The organism is Streptomyces sp. NPDC003456 (assembly GCF_042878735.1).
Taxonomy (GTDB): domain Bacteria; phylum Actinomycetota; class Actinomycetes; order Streptomycetales; family Streptomycetaceae; genus Streptomyces.
On sequence record NZ_JBIAOK010000001.1, the window covers coordinates 531,521 to 551,146 of the forward strand.

At 73.8% G+C, this 19,626-nt stretch carries 1 protein-coding gene; it reads left to right on the forward strand.

Annotation, left to right across the window (positions count from 1 at the left end):
* The first annotated feature begins 75 nt into the window (after positions 1-75).
* The gene (locus ACFYWG_RS01965; protein ID WP_389198688.1) at positions 76-19,587 is read left to right on the forward strand and encodes a hypothetical protein; all 19,512 of its coding nucleotides are present in this window, start codon (positions 76-78) and stop codon (positions 19,585-19,587) included.
* Positions 19,588-19,626 lie beyond the last annotated feature (39 nt).

Genomic DNA, 19,626 nt, shown 5'->3' on the forward strand with positions numbered 1-19,626 from the left:
CATCACCGGCCGCGGCCGCACCCCTGCGGGAACGGCCGGCGCGCGCCGCCCCCGCACCTGCCGGGGCGGCCGTCGATGAGCCTCCAGGCGTCACCCGAGGTCAACGCGATGATCTTCATCCTCACCGGGGAGAAGCTCATCGACGCCGACGAGGACCTCGCCTACGACAGCCGCAAGCCCTACTCCGGCCTGGGCCGCAAGCTCGACAGGCTCTCCTCGCTGATCGACAAGTCGATCCACGACATCGCCGAGTCCATGCCGGACGACCTGTCCAAGTCGTACGCCAAGGCGATGGGCCTGCTCATCGACGACGGCGGCAGGAACTACCTGCGCGAGTTCGCCGAACAGCTCGACAAGATCGCCGAGGGCCGGCGCAAGACCTCCATGGACATCATGGAGTCCAAGTGGCAGGTCATCGCCGAGGTCATCCGGCTGCTCATCGAGATCGCCCTCTACCTGGCGATGTCCTTCTTCACCGGAGGCGCCTCGGCCAGCCAGATCATGATGGCCAAGCTGCGCAGCCGGTTCATGATCCTCACCACGCTCAGCCACCTGCTGCAGCGGCTGCACCTCGCGCCGTCCCTGACGGAGGCCTTCGCCGAGGCGTTCACCACCTTCGCGGTGCGGCTGGCGATGATGAACTTCGCCCCCGACGGCCGCCGCCCTGACGGCTTCGACTGGAACGACATCCTCAAGTCGGCCGCGTTCGGGGCCGCGGCCGGTTTCCTCACCGGCGTCTTCGACGACTGGGCGCGGAGCATCGTCAGGAGCTACGACAACAACTTCCTCAAGAACGGCCCCGACCTCGACTTCAAGAACAACCCCGGCCTGCGCGACCGCCCGGACATCGACACCAGGTCGGGTCCGGGACCCCACCGGGACGACAGCCCGAACGACCGCCCCGGCCCTGGTCCGTCCCCGGACGGCCCGGCCCCGCACCGCGACCTTCCGACGACCTTCCGCAACGATCCGCTGTCCTTCCGCAACAACCTCGACCTGTGGCGCAACAACCAGCTCCTGCGCCACAACGCCGACCGGCCCGGCGCGCTGGCCGGTCACTACGGCCTGAAAGGTGCCGCCGACTTCCTCGCCGCCGGTTCCGGTGAGGCCCTCGCGGAGATCCTGATCAAGGGCGCGTTCGACGGCGACTGGTCCACGAGCTGGTCCACCTTCGTCGGCGCGGGCATCAGCAGCCAGGTCGAGGCCACGCTCACGGACACGGCGCTCAACAGCGGCGCGGAACTGCGCCACGCCATCGACAAGTTGCGGCTCGGACCGTCCACTGTGTCCGGCGGGGAGAGTACTTCCGGGGACCGCGACTCCGCGGGCTCCTCACGCTCCCGGAGCGGCGACGGCACGGACCGCACCGGTGACCGTTCGGGTGAGGGCGCGGGCGGTGCCGCCGATGTCCCTTCCTCGTCCACCGACTTCGCCGGAGGTTCACCACCGCCGTACAGCCTCTCAACCCCGCCGCCGCACACGATCTCGGACCCGCCGCCGTACACGATCGCGGACCCGCCGCCCTACGCCCCCGGCCCGCTGCCGGTGACGGCCGCGGAGAACGCGCTGTGGCAGCAGGTGCACAGCGGCGCGCCCGAGACCCGCGAGCAGGCACTGCGCGACCTCGCCGCCGTACGCGGCTCTCAGCCCCCGGGCAGCACCGAGATCGGGGTCCGCGACGCGCTGCACAGCGATCTGTCGCAGCGCCCGGAGGTGCGGGTGGTGCCCACCGGGAACAGCCCCGCCGCGCAGATCGACACCGACAGCGTCCGCCGCGCCCTCGACTCCTTCGGCGTACCGGTCACGGTGGGACCGCCCCTGACCGGTGACGCCCCGGGCCCGGCGGACGCGTCCGACAGCAGGTCGACCGGCGCCCGAGCGGACGCGGTCCGGGGGCAGGAGGCGACCGGCCCGGGTGGCGGCACCGGTTCCGCCGTCCCCGCCGCGCCCGGAACGAGCACGGGCGGCACCTCCGGCCCCGGCAGCCCCGGCGCCGGGCCGGGTGGCGTGCCGACGGGGGGCAGCTCGGCAGCACCACCGTCGTCCGTCTCCGCCCAGGGCGGCCTCCGTACGTCCGGCGGATCGCCTGATTCCCTCGGCGGGACGACCTCGCCGCACGCCACGCAGACGTCGGACGGAGACGCTCTCGACGAGCGGGGCGTCCGCGACGAGGCGGACGGTGCTGCCGAGGGGAAGCCCGACGCTGTCAGCGGCGTGACCGGCGACCCCACCCGGGCGGCGCCGCTCACCGTCGTCGTGTCGGACACGCCGCCTCCCGCACCGGGGTCGCCCGAGGCCGCCGCGCTTCTGGACGGGGCCGGCACCGACCGTGCCGTCGTCCTCGGGCCTCCGGCTCCGGCGAACGGGACGGGGAACTCCGTGCGCACCGCCGTCGAGCTGACCCGTGAAGGGCCCGGTCGGCCCGTCGATGTGCGGCCCCTCACCGGCCCGGCCACCACATCGCCGGACGACGTCACCACCGCGGCCGACTCCACGTTCCCCGGATCCGACGTGCTGCTCCCCCTCGCGGACGCCGTCGGCCCGCCCGCCCCCGCCGGCCGCGCCGCCCGGCCCGCCACCGAGAGCGGCACCTCCGTCGACGCCCCGGCCGCCGAGGACGGCAGCACGCTCCCGGCGTCACCGGACGACTCCCGGAAGGCGTCCCCGTTCAGCGAGAAGCCGGTCAGGACCGAGTCGGCTCCCTCGGCTCCCTCGACCGCGGACCCGTCCTCCACGAAGGTGCTGCCCGATGCGCCGCCCCCGGCCCGCGGCGACGTGCCGCGGTCGGAGACGCCTTCCACCGTTCCGCCCGCCGCCAAGCTCGCCACCCTGTCCCGGCCGTGGGCCGAACCGGCCACCGGACTGCACCTGGAGTCGGGCCACGGGAACACCTCCGCCGAAGGCACGGCCGACGGGGAAACCGGCGACGGGACCGGCACTCCGGCTCCGCCCGCACCGGCCCCCGCGTCTGCGCCCCCGTCCACACCGGCACCCCCGCCCGCGCCCGCATCCGTCACCTCGAACGTCCCGTCCCCGACGCCGTCCGCCGCGCCCCCGCGGCAGGGCCGCGTCGTCGTGCGGCCCGCGGACGGCACGGACGACGTCGGGCCCGGCCCGGCTCGTGACCGGGGGCAGCCGGCCGTGACGACGCTGACCGGCCACACCGTGCCGGTGGCCCAACTGCGGCACTGGGGGCCCGAATCCACCGGGCAGCAACAACCCGGCCGGGCCGTGCGGACGTTGACCATCTCGCAGAGCGTTGCGGAGGACGACACAGCCCACAGTGAGGGGCGCCGGGCGCTGCTCGGGCAGGACACGTACCGCGGGGTGCGCACCGTGTCCGGTCCGGGGACCGACGGCGTGCCCTCGGCACCGCCCAGGACCGTGTTCACCGGTCCGCCGGCCCCTCTGCCGGGCTCGGGTACGGACGTGGGCGCCGACTACTTCGCCGGTCACGGCACCTCCCGCACCGTCACGCTCGGCACCGACGGCACCGCGCACCCCAGCGTGAAGGTGAGCGGCGTGCAGTTCGGCGAGGTACTCAAGGCGTGGTCCGAGGACGGCGATCAGGACCGGCCGATCGTGCTGTTCTCCTGCGAGACCGGACGGCAGCCGGAGGTCGCGGGCCTGCCGGTCGCCCAGCACGTGGCGAACCGCACCGGGCGGCGGGTGCACGCGCCGACCACCGAGGTGGGTACGGCCCGGGACCGCGACGGCAACGTCCGTGCGGTGCTCACCGAAGGGCCGGACGGGCCCGGCAGCTGGCGGCTGTTCACCCCGGAGCCCGGGGGCGCCGACCTCGACGACCTGGCGCGTGTCGCCGGTCTGCACGCGGGCCCCGAGCCGGCGGACGCCTTCACCCGCGCCCGTACGCTCCAGCAGATCCGCACCCTGCGCGGCACGTTCGGCACCGATGCCGAACAGAACCCCGAGAACCACGAGTTGCTCGCGGGTCTCGCCCTCGCCGACAACCTGCGCTGGCTGAGTCCGAGCACCGCGGCCCGCTACGGCGACGGCCGGATGACCGCCGAGCTGCTGCGCCGCATGGTCACCGACTGGGTCAGCGCCGGGCACGGCACGGCCGGCCCGGCAGCCGGTCCCGGTCCCGGTCCCGGTCCTGAGCAGTATGCGGGCTTCCTGCGTGCCGCGGCCGCGCTGCGTCCCACCGCGGGCGCCGACGTCACGCTGGAGACCCTGCTGCCCCCTCCGCCCCCCGCACTCCCGCCAAGCACCATGGTGTCGCCGCAGGACGTGCGCGGGCTGACGTACGCACCCTCCGCGCAGGTCACGTGGTCGCTGTCCGACACTCCGCTGCCGCTCTCCGAGCTGGCCCTGAGCCCGGAGGACAGCGCGGAACTCGCCCGCCGCCGGCCCGACCTGGTCCCGGGGTCCGGCCGGCCGGACAGTCCCGTCGAGGATCTGGCCCTGCTCAGCAGGAGCAGCACCACGCCCGCCGGCCCGGAAACGGTGCACGCGGACGGCCGTGCCTTCACGCGGCTCGACACCCCGGGCGGCGGCAACTGCCTGTTCCGGGCGCTGCTCGACAGCGCCCGCAGCCAGGCGGTGCCCCCCGCGTGGGCCGCGCGGAACGTCGCCGGCCTGCGCGGACTGCTGCGCGACCGGATCCGGGGCACCGAACTGAGCACCGCGGCGGCGACGGCGATACCCGACCCCGTGTACGCCGTCGTCGACGACCTCCGGGTGCGGGCCCTCGCGGGCGCCCGCGACGCGGAGGAGAGCGCGCGGATCACCGGCGAGTGGAACCGGATCGCGCGGGAGGTCGTCACCGACGGCGATCCCGGCCGGTGGCGGCAGCTCCTCCGGGACAGCGACTACCCGCACCTCGCCGATGTGGCCCCCACGCCCGCCGAGGCGCGGCGGCTCGGCTCGGGCGCCCTGGTCGCCGCTGCCGCCGAGCGCCCCGGGCTGTGGGCGTCCCCCTTCGCCGACCTGCTCCCGGAGGCCCTGGCCCACACCCTGGACCTGGACCTGCGCCTCGTACGGCCGCATCCGCAGTCACCCGGCGGTGCGCTCATCACCTCGCTGCACCCCGGAGGCCGGGGCGGCACCCTGTACCTCGCCTACAACGGCACCGATCACTACGACGCCCTGGTCCCGGCGTCGGCCCCGCTCACCCCCGTGCCGGACCCGGTCGGCACGGAGGACACCGTCGCCGAGGGCTCCGTCACTCCGACTGCTCCCGCACCGGACTCCGTCGTCCAGGACCCCGCGACACAGGACCCGGCCGCACCGAACCCGGCGGCACAGGACTCGGACGCACCGGACCCGGCCGCACAGGACACGGACGTCGTCCCGGAGTCCGACACGGCCGACCGGGGCGACCCGGTGCCGCTGGAGACCCAGCTCGAACGGCACCGCCCGGCACGCGTGCTGACCGGGCAGGACGCGCCCGCACCGGGGCCCGCGCCGCGTACCGTCGACTTCGAGGACGGCAGCCGGCTGCCCACGGTCCTGATCAGCCCCGATGCCGACCCCGATGCCGACCCCGGGGACGGCACGCCGGGCGGCCGGGCGCCGCGCACGCCCTCGACCGGCCTCTTCACCGGCCCCGGCGTCATCACGCTGCGCTCGCCCGAGGCGGTCGCACAGGAGATCCTGGGAAGGTTGCCCAGGAGCGTGCAGGCCCGGTTCGACGGGACCGAGCTGCTGAGGATGCTGACGGACCATCCCGGCGCCTTCACCGCCCCGCGCGGTGCGCGGTTCGTGGGGCGGGAGAAGTCCGGCGTCGGACTCGAGATGACGGTCGAAGCCGTCCCGTACCACCGCTGGGAGCGCTTCGCCGACGTCGACGGCGGCACCACGCGCGTCGACACCATGCGGCGCGGCCAGGCGGGTACGGGCGGCGGGCGCAGCGTCGGTTTCGGGCGCCGGATCGCGGGTGCGCTGAGCATGGGCCCTCCGCTCAACTGGCTGCTGAAGATCGGTGTCTCACTGGGCTGGACCCGCCGGACCGACTACGCCCAGGGCACGCAGGCGTACAACCAGACCGAGTGGCGCGCGCACGAAGGCTCGCACCTGCACCTGGACGACGTGTACTACCGGGTGCGGGTGGACCGCGTCACCGAGGCGCCGAGGACCGAGACGCCGAAGGCGGACGCGCCGGTGGGTGGGGGCGGTCGGGTCGCAGGGTCCACGGCACCCGGCGACCCGGGCACCGTACGGCCCGGCTGGCGGCGCACGCCGGTGCACGCGGCGGACTTCGCCGTGCGGGACGGGCTGAGCTGGCGGCTGCCGGACGACCTCACCGTGCCGTTCCAGGGCCCTCGGCGCGCGCCCCGGACCCTCACCTTCCCGGACGGGACGGAGCCGCGGGTCACCGACATCACCGGCCTGCACCTGGTGGACCCGCCGGAGGACGTGGCGCTGGCCATCTCCGGTGCCAGACCCGGGAGTTCCGCCCACCGCACGGTCGTGTCGTACGTCCGGCCGACGCGGCTGCTCGGCCTGTTCGGGCGGATGGCGGGCCCGGTCACCGGGCCCGAGCTGACCCGGGGCAGCGGCCAGCACCCCTTGGGGCACCTGATCGTGGAGCGGTCGGTGCCGCACCGGGCCACTCTGGTCACCGAGTCGGTCAAGGCGGAGGTGCGCGACCTGACCCAGACCACCTACCAGAACGAACGCGGTCACGTCCGGGACACCCGCTTCGGCATCCAGGTCACCGCCGGGCCGAACCACACCCTCGTCGGCCCGGAGACGGACGTGCGCCTCCAGGGCGGTCCGCTGGTGCGCGCCGACCTCACCAGCGGGCGCGGCCACTACCTGGGTGCCGACGCGGCGCGGAAGACCACGGGGCGTGTTCGCAACCACCCCATGGCGCTGTACCGGGTCGAGCGCACCCTGATGGTCCGCAAGCCCGGCGAGCCGGCGTCCGCGGCACGTCCGGTCCGGGTGGTCAGCCTCGACTGGATGTCCACGCAGGACGCGCGGCGGCTCGCGGGCTGGGACAGCCGCACGCCCGGCCGGACGGGCCCGGACCCGGACGTCGAGCCGCCGGTGCCGTGGTACTTGACGCGTGAGGACCCGGTCCACCTCGGTGGCCAGGTCCGGGCCGAGGGCTTCCGCCCCGACCGGCCGCAGAGCGACCCGCTCCGGAGCGACGACCCGCTCCGGGGCGAGGACCGGACGCGCAGAGGCGGCGACCGGCCTCGGGACGACCGGCCGCGGAACGACCGCCCGCAGAACGACCGGCTTCGGAGCGACCGCCCGCAGAGCGATCGGCCCGGTGCTCAGGGCCGGATGCCGAACCCGGCCCCGCAGCCCGCGCCGCAGGACCCCCTGCGGGTCTTCACGGACGCCGTCCTCGACACCCTGCACCGGTCCTACCCGTCCCTGTTCGTCCCGCCGTTGATGCTGCGCCACCCGCGGCTGGCCAAGTTCTGGTACGGCGACGGGCGGATGCGGACCGCGCTGCACAACGACCGCCAGGTGCGGGAGGCGCTCAACCGGCCGAGTCTGGCGCAGAGTCTGGACGATCTGACCACCACCGGAGTGCCGGTCACCCTCACCGAGGACGGCAAGGTCCGGCGCGGCCACCACACCCTCGTCCTCCGGGCCCGGCTGAGCGACCGGCGGTTCGAGACCACCATGAGTGAACGCTCGCTGCGCAACGCGGTAGTCGGCACCGAGATCTCCGGCCAGGGGCAGCAGGCGTCCGTCACGCTCTCCGGCGGTGTGGAGCTGGGCATTTCACCGCGCGACCACGACAAGGTGCCCGAGGTCGGGCTGCCGCGCCAGACCGGCAACGTCACCCTCGGGGTCCGCTACGCCAAGACCGACCAGAAGGCCACCCGCACCACGGCCGCGGTCACGCACGACCACCTCACCTTCCAGAACGGCGCCGACCTGTACAGCTACCGGGTCGAGCTGGGCGCGACCTTCGAGGGGCATCGCCGTCCGCGGGGCTGGGCGCGGCTCGCCTCGGTGGGCCTGCTCGGCGCGGGCGTCTTCGTCAGCAAGGTCGAGGAGCGGCCGCTGTTCACCCGGGGGTCCGAGACCGTGGGCCGGGTGGAGCTGGCGGTGCCCGCCGCGCACGGCTCCGAACGGCACGCCCCCGCGGACCCACCGGCCGGCCGGACCCCCGTCCCGGATCCCGTGACCGCTCCGCGACGGCTCTCCTCCGCCGAGGCGGACCAGCTGCTGGACGGCACCCGTCCGCCGCACCGGGTCGACCCGTCCGACCGGCGGCTCACCGAGCGGCTGCTGAGCGCGCCGCACGTGGTGCTCAGCACCGAGGGCGGCCCGCAGCGCCAACGGCTGGTGCAGGACGTGGCGGATCGGGCCACGGGCTCGTCCTGGCACGTCGGCGCGCCCGGCGCACCCGTCCGCACCGCTCTGCGCCGGGCCGTGGCCAACCTCGGCCTGGCCGGTCAACTCGGGCAGTACCTCGGGCCGTTCGGCTCCCGCATCACCGGCCTGTCGGGCGCGGGTCCGCTCCAAACGCACTACCTCAAGGCCGCGATCCGCGGCGAGCTGTACAACCTGCGCGTCAAGAGCGACCCCAAGCCGGCCAGTCTGGAAGCCACCATCGGCAACGAGCAGCGGGTCGTCGGCAGCGCGAGCACCGTCTCGCACGCGACACTCGGCGTCCAGGGCGCGGACATGCCGCTCCAGCAGGGCCCCGGCCGCGAGGCCGTGACGGGCACCTACTCGACCGCCCTGCAGTACGCCTGGGGGCGGGGCCGCAGCGTCTCGCAGACCCTCACCCGGGGCCGCAACACCACCCTCACCTTCGCCGGGCGCATGTACCTGGTGGTCGCCGACGCCGCCGAGACCGTCGCGGTGCGGGACCGCTGGACGGCCGCGATGGGCATGGCGGGGACCCGCGCCGGGTCCCGGATCAGCGCGGCGGCCGGGCGCCTGTCGGAGCACCTCGGCCGCCGTCTCGCACCCCGCCGGGCCGCCGCCGCGCTGCATCGGGTCCGCGACGCGGTGATGTTCCACCTGCCGATGCAGGACGCCATCGAGGCGGGGCTCGCCCCGGACGGCCTGGGTGACGCCACCCCGCGCAACCTCGGCGGCGGCTACCGGGTGCCCGGCTTCCTGCGCGGCCGGCGTTTCCCCACCCACCCCAGCGGCCGGCTCGACGCGAGCCGTGCCGCGCACCGGCTGCTGCGGCAGCTGGAGAAGACGGGGATGCCTTCGCACGACCGGGAGCAGGTCCTGCAGCGTCTCTCGCCCGACTTCCTGCGCGCCCACCTGCACGAGCTGACCACCGACGGGATGACCCTGCCGGTCCGTCACCGCGCCTGGGCGCGGCCCCACCACCTGCCGGTCGGCGGCAGCCCGGCTCAGCTGCACTTCCGGCTCACCCCGGTCACCACGACGGTGGAGAGGCTGCGCACCGGGTTCGAGCTGGAGGACTACCGCACCATCGCCCGTGACGACGCCGTCGCCTCCTCCCAGGACCGCGGTGCCGACGTGACGCTCGGCGTCAGCGAGCGCGCGGCGGCCGGAAGCGGCGGTGTCCTCACGGCCAGTCCGTCGCTGCAGGGCACGGCCGCCAAGCAGCGGTCGAGTGTCCGGACCGAGACGAACGGCAGCACCGCGATGCCGAACATCGCCACCACGCAGGCGCACGCCGAGATCGTCACCGACTACGTGCTCACCGTGTCGATGACCGACGCGACCGGCGCACCGCTCGCCCCCCGGGTCGGTGCCTCGGTCGGCACCCTCCGCGAGATGCTCCCGGTCAGTCTGCTCACCCCGGACGGTGACGGCGCGGACGGCGCCGTGACCGAGCAGGACGTGCCCGAGCCGGAACGGGCGGTCCGGCTGCTCACCGCGGAGCAGGCCCGGCCCGAGGGCATCGCCGCATGGCGCACGTCCGGCGGCGATGCCCCGGGGCCCGCACACCCGGAGAAGCCGGGCTCCGGGACCCGCGGTGCGGACACGCAGAACTCGGACACCCAGGCCCCGGGCACCCGGTCCCAGGGCACCCCGACCTCGGGCACCCGGTCCTGGGGCACCCGGCTCCCGGAGACCGCCGACTCCGACGTCCTGCCCTTCGACGACCGGATCGGCTCCGGGATCCTCGCCGTGGACATCGTCGGCGCCGCCAACGTGCGGGACGGCCTCACGCTCGCCACCGCCCGCGCGGACGGTTTCGGCGACAGCGACCTCGGCCGCCGGCACACCGGCGCCATCCTCGCCGAGCGGGTGCGCATGGCCCGGCTCACCCCGCTCACGGGCCTCGGCACCGCCCCCGGCCAGGCGCAGCAGGAGGCGACGTCCCAGGGCGGTCTGACCGCCGGGTTCCGGGAGGCGCTCGGCCCGAACGGCTCGGTGCTGCCCAGGCAGTCCTCGGCCCGCCTCTTCGGGCAGTCCCACACCGCCGACTCACGCCTCTACGCGAAGATGCACCGCACCGGGGCCCGGCTGCTGGCGGTGGAGAACAAGCCGCGCATGGAGGCCATGCAGCGCCGGAAGACGTCCGACGCGCTCGAAGCCGGCATCACCGACAACGTCGAAGGCACGGTGGGCACCTCGCCCCTGGCGGGCAACAGCAACGCCGGCGTGACCAACCCCGGCGCGACCGTCCCGATCGGGGGCGCCAACGACAGCACCGCTCTCAAGGGCGCCACGGACACCACGCTCGGCACCCACCTCAAGGTCGTCACCGACCGCAGCATGCTCTTCGCGCTGCCGGTGAGCTGGCTGTCGGTCGCCGAGGTGCACCACCAGTTCACCGACAGCCGGCCCCTGCACGCCCTCGGCAAGGCCAGGCGCGGACCGCGCGCCGCGGAGGCCCGGACGACCGCCCTGGTCTGGCTGCGCGAGGACATCGCCCGGGACTACGGCCTCCTCGACGACACCACCTTCCCCGACGAGGCCGCCGCCGCCTGGGACGACCTGGCGAAGGCCACGGCCGACCTCGCCACGGCCGAGCAGCGCTACTACGACGCCCGGGCGCGCGCCCGCGACACCTGGCTGGACCTGACCCCGCAGGAGCAGAAGGAACTCGGGTCCCCCACCGCGGAGCCGGGAGCGGTGCCCGGCTCACCGGCCGTGCGGGCGTGGCAGGCCGCCCGCACGGAGGTCCGGCTGTGGGAGCAGCGCACGGACGCCGCCGCCGCGGACCACCACCGCCTGCACCTGGCCGCCACGCGTCTGACCGCCCACCACCGCGCCCCCTCCGCCGTCCCGGCAGCGGACCCGCGGCTGCGGTACACCGCGCCCGCGTGGCGCTCCGAAGCGCCCCAGCCGTACACCGTCACCGACTCCGGCGGCTCCGGCCCGCGCACCCTCACCTCTCCCGACGGTGCCACCGTGCGCGACATCCACGACGTGCCGCACGACGGAGCCTCGTTCTTCCACGCCCTGCTCGCCGTCGCCCAGGACCGGGGCAGGCTGCCCCACCTGCTCGGCACCGACCTCGCCGGGCGCTTCACGGCCGCCCCCGGCGACCCGGCCGTCACCGCCGAGGCCGTCGGCGCCGCCCGCGACCGGCTGGCCTGGGAACTGGGCGAGGACAGCAACGCGGACCTGCTCGAATCGCTCGCACCGGACGCGGCGGACACGTTCACGCGGGACGAACTCGACGCGGCGGGCGTCCGGCTCACCCCGGCCCAGCAGGCCGAGTTCGACGCCTTCGGTCGGCTTCCGCAGACCTACTGGCCGACGCCCGAGCAGCGGGTGGCGCTGGCCGTCACCGCCCTGGCCCGGCCGTTCGCGAGCGAACCCCGCCGGGACGCGGCCGCGTCCCCGGACGGCGACCCGGCCCGCCCGGAGCGTCGCGCCGGTGACCACGGTGGCGCCGACCTCCTGCCGGCCCTCGCCGCGCGGGTCATGGGCACCCCGCTGACCGTGGTCACCGGCGAGGGCCGCAGCCAGCTCTTCCTCCCGCACGGCGGCGACCCTGCCGCCGTGCGGCCGGCCACCGACCCGGTCCTCCTCGCCGCCGGAGGCTTCTTCCACGCCACGCTCCCCGCGGGGACCCCGGCGCCGGTCAGCACCCCGCTCCCGCCCCCCGGCGCCCCCACGACGGCCGCAGACGCCAGGGGCACGGGGACGACCGCGCACGGCACCGGTGTGTCCGGCCGGCAGCCCGCGCGCCGCAGTCACACCACCCCGCCCTGGATGCCCCCCACGGGCAGCAGCGGACCGCGCTACCGGCTCGACCGCAGCGGCGTCCTCACCGCACCCGACGGCGCCACCTACACGCAGGGCACGCCGGCCGGTCGCGGCAACGGCTTCTTCGCCGCGCTGTCCACCGCCCTGCGGGAGGCTGCCGCACAGCCCGGACTGCACCACCGCGAGGCGGCGCGCCTGCGCACCCGCGCCGGGGTCACGCCCGCGCAGTTGATGCGGCTGAACGGCCTTCCGGGCCGGGCGGCCGAACGCGACGCCCTCTTCGCGCCGCCGCCCTTCCGCATCCGGCCGGGCGCGCCCGCGCCGAGCCGGGAGGCCCTGGACGGGCATCTGCGCCGTCATCTCGCCGAGGCACCGTGGGGGCCGGAGGCCGACCGTGCGGTGGCCGAATGGGCCGCCGCCGCGACGGGGGCCACGGTCACCCTGGTCGAGGAGAACGGCACCGCGCACACCTACGCGGGTCCCTCCTCCGACGGCCCCCACCTGCGGCTGCGGCGCCGAGGCGGCGACTTCGTCCCCCTCCTGCCCCGCTCCCCGGCTCCCGCGCGCCCGCCCGGTGGCGAGCCGCCGCACCGTGCGGACGAGGACGAGGCGTACGAGCTGAGCACCCTGTCGGGCAACGACGCGGGCCCGGACGCCACCGCGCCCACGGGCACGCAGCCGGCCGCCCCGCAGCCGGTCCTGCGCCCCTTCAAGCTGGGCGCCTTCGAGTTCACCAACCTGAACCAGACGGACGACTACCTCGACAAGGCCGTCCGGATCATCGAACTGCTCGACGAACACGCCACCATCAAGGACTACATCGGCGACCGCACCGTCCGCATCACCCTGCACCTGCGCACCACCGAGACACCAGCCGACGTCGTCGACCGCGGCGACGACGGCGTCGACATCAACCTCGCCAGCTACTACTTCGAGAAGTACGACACCGGCTACATCATGGGCATGCTCGCCCACGAGATCGGCCTGCACCCCCTCGCCTCCCGCGACAGCAGCATCCCCGACGAAGAAGCCATGTTCCAGGGCGTCCCCCTGACCGTCCCCGGACTGAGCGACCTCAAGACCCCGCGCACCATGAACACCGAAGGCGCCGGCCAGGCCGACCACATCATGGCCGCCTTCCCCAGCAGCACCCGGCACCGCATCTACCGCGACATCGTCATCGACATGGCCCGGGTCCTCGCACACCGGGCACGGGTGGGCGTGCCGGGCGCCAAGTCGCAGGACGTCACGGACCTGTTCGACACGTATCTGATGGACCTCGCCTCCATCGCCGTCACCGGCGACCACCGGCTGAACGCGGTCAGGGAACCCAACTACACGGCCAGGGCGTACAACGCCTACAAGGACCTGCTCCGCGCCCAGTTGGGCGACGACGCGGCCCTTCGCGACCTGCTGCCGTCGAACAAGACCCTGTTCGGCGTCGCCCGGTCGTTCACCCAACTCGCCACCAGCATCGCGACGAACAACCGCGGTGACAGCATCCAGCAGCCCGCCGTCCCGGTGCACACCACGGTCCCGGACACCGGCGAGGCGCGCCCGCGCCTGCCCGGGAACCACCGCGACCCGGCGCCGCCGCCCCACTCCCCCGGCGCTCCGCAGGTACGGGGCACCCTCGACCGCCGGCCCCGGTTCGTCGTCCGCTCGGGCTTCGACGCACGGCGGTTCACCTACGACGGCGAGCCGGTCACCGACCTGACCGTGCGCGTCGCCCTGCGCGGCACCATGGAGCAGACGCAGCACGTCTTCGGGCAACTCCACAGTGGAGTCGAAGAGTTCCTCAACGCTCCCGGCTACCGACTGCCCAACGGCGACCTGCTGCACGTGACCGTGGAGCTCGTGGACGCCTCGGACGCGGGCACGGACACCGACGCCCCCGTCCCGCACCTGACCGTGGACCTGACGGGCCGGGACCGGGCGATGGACCAGGTCACCTGGTGGACCGATGCCGCTCCGGTGCAACTGGTGCACGAGCTCACCCACCAGCTCGGCCTGCGCGACGAGTACCGCGACGCGGGCACCCCGCACCGCCCCCACGTCCTCGGCAGCCTGCTCGGCGGTCTGGACGAGGCTCCCGAGGATTCCTCACTCGCCCCCGCCGGCCTGCGCGAGCGGCACCTGGCCCTCCTCGGCGCCCTCATCGGGGAGGTGACCCCGGCCGCGCGTCCGCACGACGGCGAACCGGCCGGCCGGGACTGGGCGGCGGCCCGCCGTGCGGCCACTCCGCAACCGCGTGAGTCCGTGTGGGTGGACCCGGTCTCGCTGCCCCGGTCCACCGGCAGCACCGCACGGGCGGACGTCGCCGCCCCCATGCCGCAGGACGCGGACCCGCAGCCCGCCGTCACCGGACCGGTCCCCTTCAAGCTGGGCGCCTTCGAGTTCACCAACCTGAACCAGACGGACGACTACCTCGACAAGGCCGTCCGGATCATCGAACTGCTCGACGAACACGCCACCATCAAGGACTACATCGGCGACCGCACCGTCCGCATCACCCTGCACCTGCGCACCACCGAGACACCAGCCGACGTCGTCGACCGCGGCGACGACGGCGTCGACATCAACCTCGCCAGCTACTACTTCGAGAAGTACGACACCGGCTACATCATGGGCATGCTCGCCCACGAGATCGGCCTGCACCCCCTCGCCTCCCGCAACGACCGGATCCCCGAGGAGGAGGAGCTCTATCGGGGCATGCCCCTGCTGGTACCGGGACTGGAGACCCTCAGGACCCCGCGCTTCATGAACACCGAGGGAGCCGGCCAGGAGGACCACGTCATGGCCGCCTTCCCGCACACCCTCCGCCACGGCATCTACCGGGACATCGTCCTGGAGATGGCCCGGGTGCTCGCACGGCGCGCACAGGTGGGCGTACCGGGAGCGAAGGCGAAGGACGTCACGGACCTGATCGACACGTACCTCATGGACCTCGCCTCCATCGCGGTGACGAACGACCATCGGGCGAAGGCGATCCTGGACCCCGGCTACACGGCCCGGGTCTACAACGCCTACAAGCAGCAACTGCTCCAGCACCTGCCGCAGAACAGCCCCGTCCGTCCTCTGCTGCCGGCGGACAAGGGCAGGTTCGGCGTCCTCGGTGACTTCGCCCAACTCGCCACCGCCGTCGGCACCAACAACCGGGGCGACAGCATCCAGCGGCCCGCGCAGCAGCCCCAGGCCCCGGTGCACGCCGCCGAGGAACGTCCGCGACTGCCTCACGCCGCCGGCGAGACGGCCCCCAGCGTCCCGCCGCGCATGCCGCAGACCTCCGGCCCCACGCCTCCGGCCCCGGCCCCGGTCCTCGTCCCCTTCACGTCGGGGAACTTCGAGTTCACCAACCTCAAGCACACGAACGAGAAGTACCGCGACAAGGCCACCCGCATCATCGAGCTGCTGCGCAGGCACACCACGATCCGGGACTACGTCGGTGACCGCACCGTCCGCATCACGCTTCACCTGCGCACGACCGAGACACCAGCCGACGTCGTCGACCGCGGCGACGACGGCGTCGACATCAACCTCGCCAGCTACTACTTCGAGAAGTACGACACCGGCTACATCATGGGCATGCTCGCCCACGAGATCGGCCTGCACCCCCTCGCCTCCCGCGACAGCAGCATCCCCGACGAAGAAGCCATGTTCCAGGGCGTCCCCCTGACCGTCCCCGGACTGAGCGACCTCAAGACCCCGCGCACCATGAACACCGAAGGCGCCGGCCAGGCCGACCACATCATGGCCGCCTTCCCCAGCAGCACCCGGCACCGCATCTACCGCGACATCGTCATCGACATGGCCGCCCTCCTCGCCGAGGACGCGCAGGCAGGGGAGGAAGGCGCCAGGGCCCAGGACGTCACGGACCTCGTCGACACCTACCTGATGGACCTCGCCACGATCGCCGTCACCAACGACCGGCGCAAGGACGCGGCCTGGGAGCCGCGTTACACGGCGAGGGTCTACAACGCCTACAAGGAGCAGTTCGCCGCGCGGCTCGCGGACGACAGCCCGGTACGGGGGATGCTGCCGCCCGACAAGAGCTGGTACAACGTCACCAACAACTTCCTCGGTCTCGGCGCCAGCTTCGCCTTCAACAACCAGGGCGACAGCATCCAGACTCCTCCGCCGGGACCGGCCACCGGCACCACGGGCGAGACCCGGCCCCGGCTTCCCGGCACCGGCCGCGACGTCACCGAGCCATCCCCTGGGTCTCCGCGGGCCCGCAGGCCACGGGACCGGCGCCCCCGGTTCGTCGTCCGCTCGGGCTTCGACGCACGGCGGTTCACCTACGACGGCGAGCCGGTCACCGACCTGACCGTGCGCGTCGCCCTGCGCGGTACGGCCGAGGAGAGGTCGCGGGTCCTGGAGCGCCTCCAGGCGGGTGTGCACGCGTTCCTCAACTCGCCCGGTCATCTCCTGCCCGGCGGTGACCGGCTGCACGTCACCGTGGAACCCGCCGATCCGGCCGACGAGGGCGCGAAGGCCCCCCACCTGACCGTGGACCTGGTCGGCCGGGACCGCGCCATGGACCAGAACACCTGGTGGGCGGATGCCGAACCCGTCCAGCTGGTGCACGAGCTCACCCACCAACTCGGCCTGCGCGACGAGTACCGCGACACCGACACCCCGCACCGCCCCCACATCCCCGGCAGCCTCCTCGGCGCCCTGGACGAGACCCCGGAGGACTCCTCCCTCCCCGCCGCCGGCCTCCGCGGCCGTCACCTCGCCCTGCTGCAGGCCCTGATCGGCGATGTGACGCCGGAGTCCCGGCAGGGTGAGGAGGACACCGATCGGACGTGGGCGGAGGCACGCACCGGCACCCCGCCGGTCCCGCGCACCTCCGTCTGGGTGGACCCGGTCTCCCTGCCCGGTGCGGATCCCACCACCGGGGGCACGCCCGCCACCGAGGTCCCGGCCCCCATGCCGCAGAGCGCGGCCCCGGCAGCGGCCGACACGCAGCCGGCCCTCACACCCTTCAGGTCGGGGACTTTCGAGTTCACCAACCTGAAGCACACGAACGAGAAGTACCGCGACAAGGCGGTCCGGATCATCGAACTGCTCGGTGACCACCCGACGATCCGGTCGTACGTCGGTGACCGCCCCGTGCGGATCACCCTGCACCTGCGCACGACCGAAACCCCGGCCGACGTGCGCAACCTCGGTGCCGAAGGCGTGCAGATCAACCTGGCCAGCTACTACTTCGAGAAGTACGGCATCGGCTACATCATGGGCATGCTCGCCCACGAGATCGGCCTGCACCCGCTCGCCTCCCGCAACGCGGAGATCGCCGAACAGGAGGAGGCGTACCGGGGCATGCCCCTGACCGTGCCGGGACTGACCGATCTGCGGCCCCCGCGCACGATGAACACCGACAGCGCGGGGCAGGCCGACCACATCATGGCCGCCTACCCGCGCACCCTCCGGTACGGCATCTACCGCGACATCGTGCTGGAGATGGCCGACCTGCTCGCCGAGGCCGCGCGCGCCGGCGTGGAGGGAGCCAGGCCGGGGGACGTCACCGACCTGATCGACACCTACCTGATGGACCTGGCCTCCATCGCGATCACCAGCGACTACCGGATGAACGCGGCGAGGGAACCCGGCAACACCGCCAAGGTCTACAACGCCTACAAGGCCCTGCTCGTCGAGCACATGGCACAGGACAGCCCGGCCCGTGCCCTGCTGCCGCCGGACAAGGGGATGTTCGGCGTGATCCGGGACTTCGCGCAGCTCGCCACGAGCATCGCGGCCAACAACCGCGGGGACAGCATCCAGCAGCCCGTCGGGCCGGAGGAGGCGCGCCCGCGGCTGCCGCAGGGTGACGGAGTCCGGCACTCGGTCGAGCGAGCTCCGCACCAGCCGGTTCCGATGGCGCCCCCGCCGAGCGGCCCGCGGGACGACCGGCCCCGCTTCGTGGTGCGTTCCGGCTTCGACGCGCGGCGGTTCGTCCATGACGGCGAGCCGGTCACCGACCTCACCGTCCGCGTCGCCCTGCGCGGCTCCGAGAAGCAGGGTTCCGAGGAGCAGGTGTCCCAGGTGTTCCACCGACTCCGCGGCGGGGTGGACGACTTCCTGAACACTCCCCCCTACCGCTTGCCGAACGGTGACCGGCTGCACGTCACCGTGGAACCCGCCGATCCGGCCGGCACGGGTGCGAAGGCCCCCCACCTGACCGTGGACCTGGTCGGCCGGGACCGCGCCATGGACCAGAACACCTGGTGGGCGGATGCCGAACCCGTCCAGCTGGTGCACGAGCTCACCCACCAACTCGGCCTGCGCGACGAGTACCGCGACACCGGCACCCCGCACCGCCCCCACATCCCCGGCAGCCTCCTCGGCGCCCTGCACGAGACCCCCGAAGACACCTCGCTGCCCACCGCCGGCCTCCGCGACCGGCACCTGCACCTGCTGGACGCCCTGATCGGTGAGGTCACTCCCGAGGCGAGCCGGGCAGCCGGCACGAGCTGGGAAGCGGCGCGGCTGGGCGCCACGCCCGCGCCCCGGGCCTCCGTCTGGATCGATCCGGTGTCCCTTCCCACGCCCCACGGGAAGCAGGACGACAGCGGAACGATCACCGGAGCCGATGGGGACAACGGGGCGCCGACCGCGGTTCCCGCCCGGATGATGACGGACACGGCACCCTCCGCCCCGCCCGTCGTCGTCCCGTTCACGTCGGGCGCCTTCGAGTTCACCAATCTGAAGCACACGGACCCGAGGTACCGGGACAAGGCGGTCCGGATCATCGAACTGCTCGGTGACCACCCGACGATCCGGTCGTACGTCGGTGACCGCCCCGTGCGGATCACCCTGCACCTGCGCACGACCGAAACCCCGGCCGACGTGCGCGACCTCGGTGCCGAAGGCGTGCAGATCAACCTGGCCAGCTACTACTTCGAGAAGTACGGCATCGGCTACATCATGGGCATGCTCGCCCACGAGATCGGCCTGCACCCGCTCGCCTCCCGCGACACGGGCATCCCCGACGAGGAGTCGATGTTCCAGGACATTCCGCTGCCGGTGCCGGGCCTGGCGGATCTGGCCGAGCCGCGCACGATGAACACCCGGGGCGCCGGACAGGCCGACCACGTCATGGCGGCCTTCCCCAGCAGCACCCGGCACCGCATCTACCGCGAGATCGTGGTCGAGATGGCCGAGATCCTCGCCCGGCAGGCGCAGTCGGGGGAAGAGGGCGTACGGGCCGCGGACGTGACGGACCTGTTCGACTGCTTCCTGATGGACCTCGCCTCCATCGCGGTCACGAACGACTACCGGATGAACGCGGCGAAGGAGCCCAACTACACGGCGAAGGTCTACAACGCCTACAAGGACATGCTGAGGACACGCCTGTCGGACAAGGCGCCCCTGCAGGCGCTCCTGCCGACGAACAAGACGCTCTTCGGCGTGATCAACGACTTCCGCCGGATCGGGACGTACCTGGCGATCAACAACCGGGGCGACAGCATCCAGGCGGCCCACGCCACCTGAGGGGCCGCACGACACGGTCGCGGACTCCCCGCCCCGTTC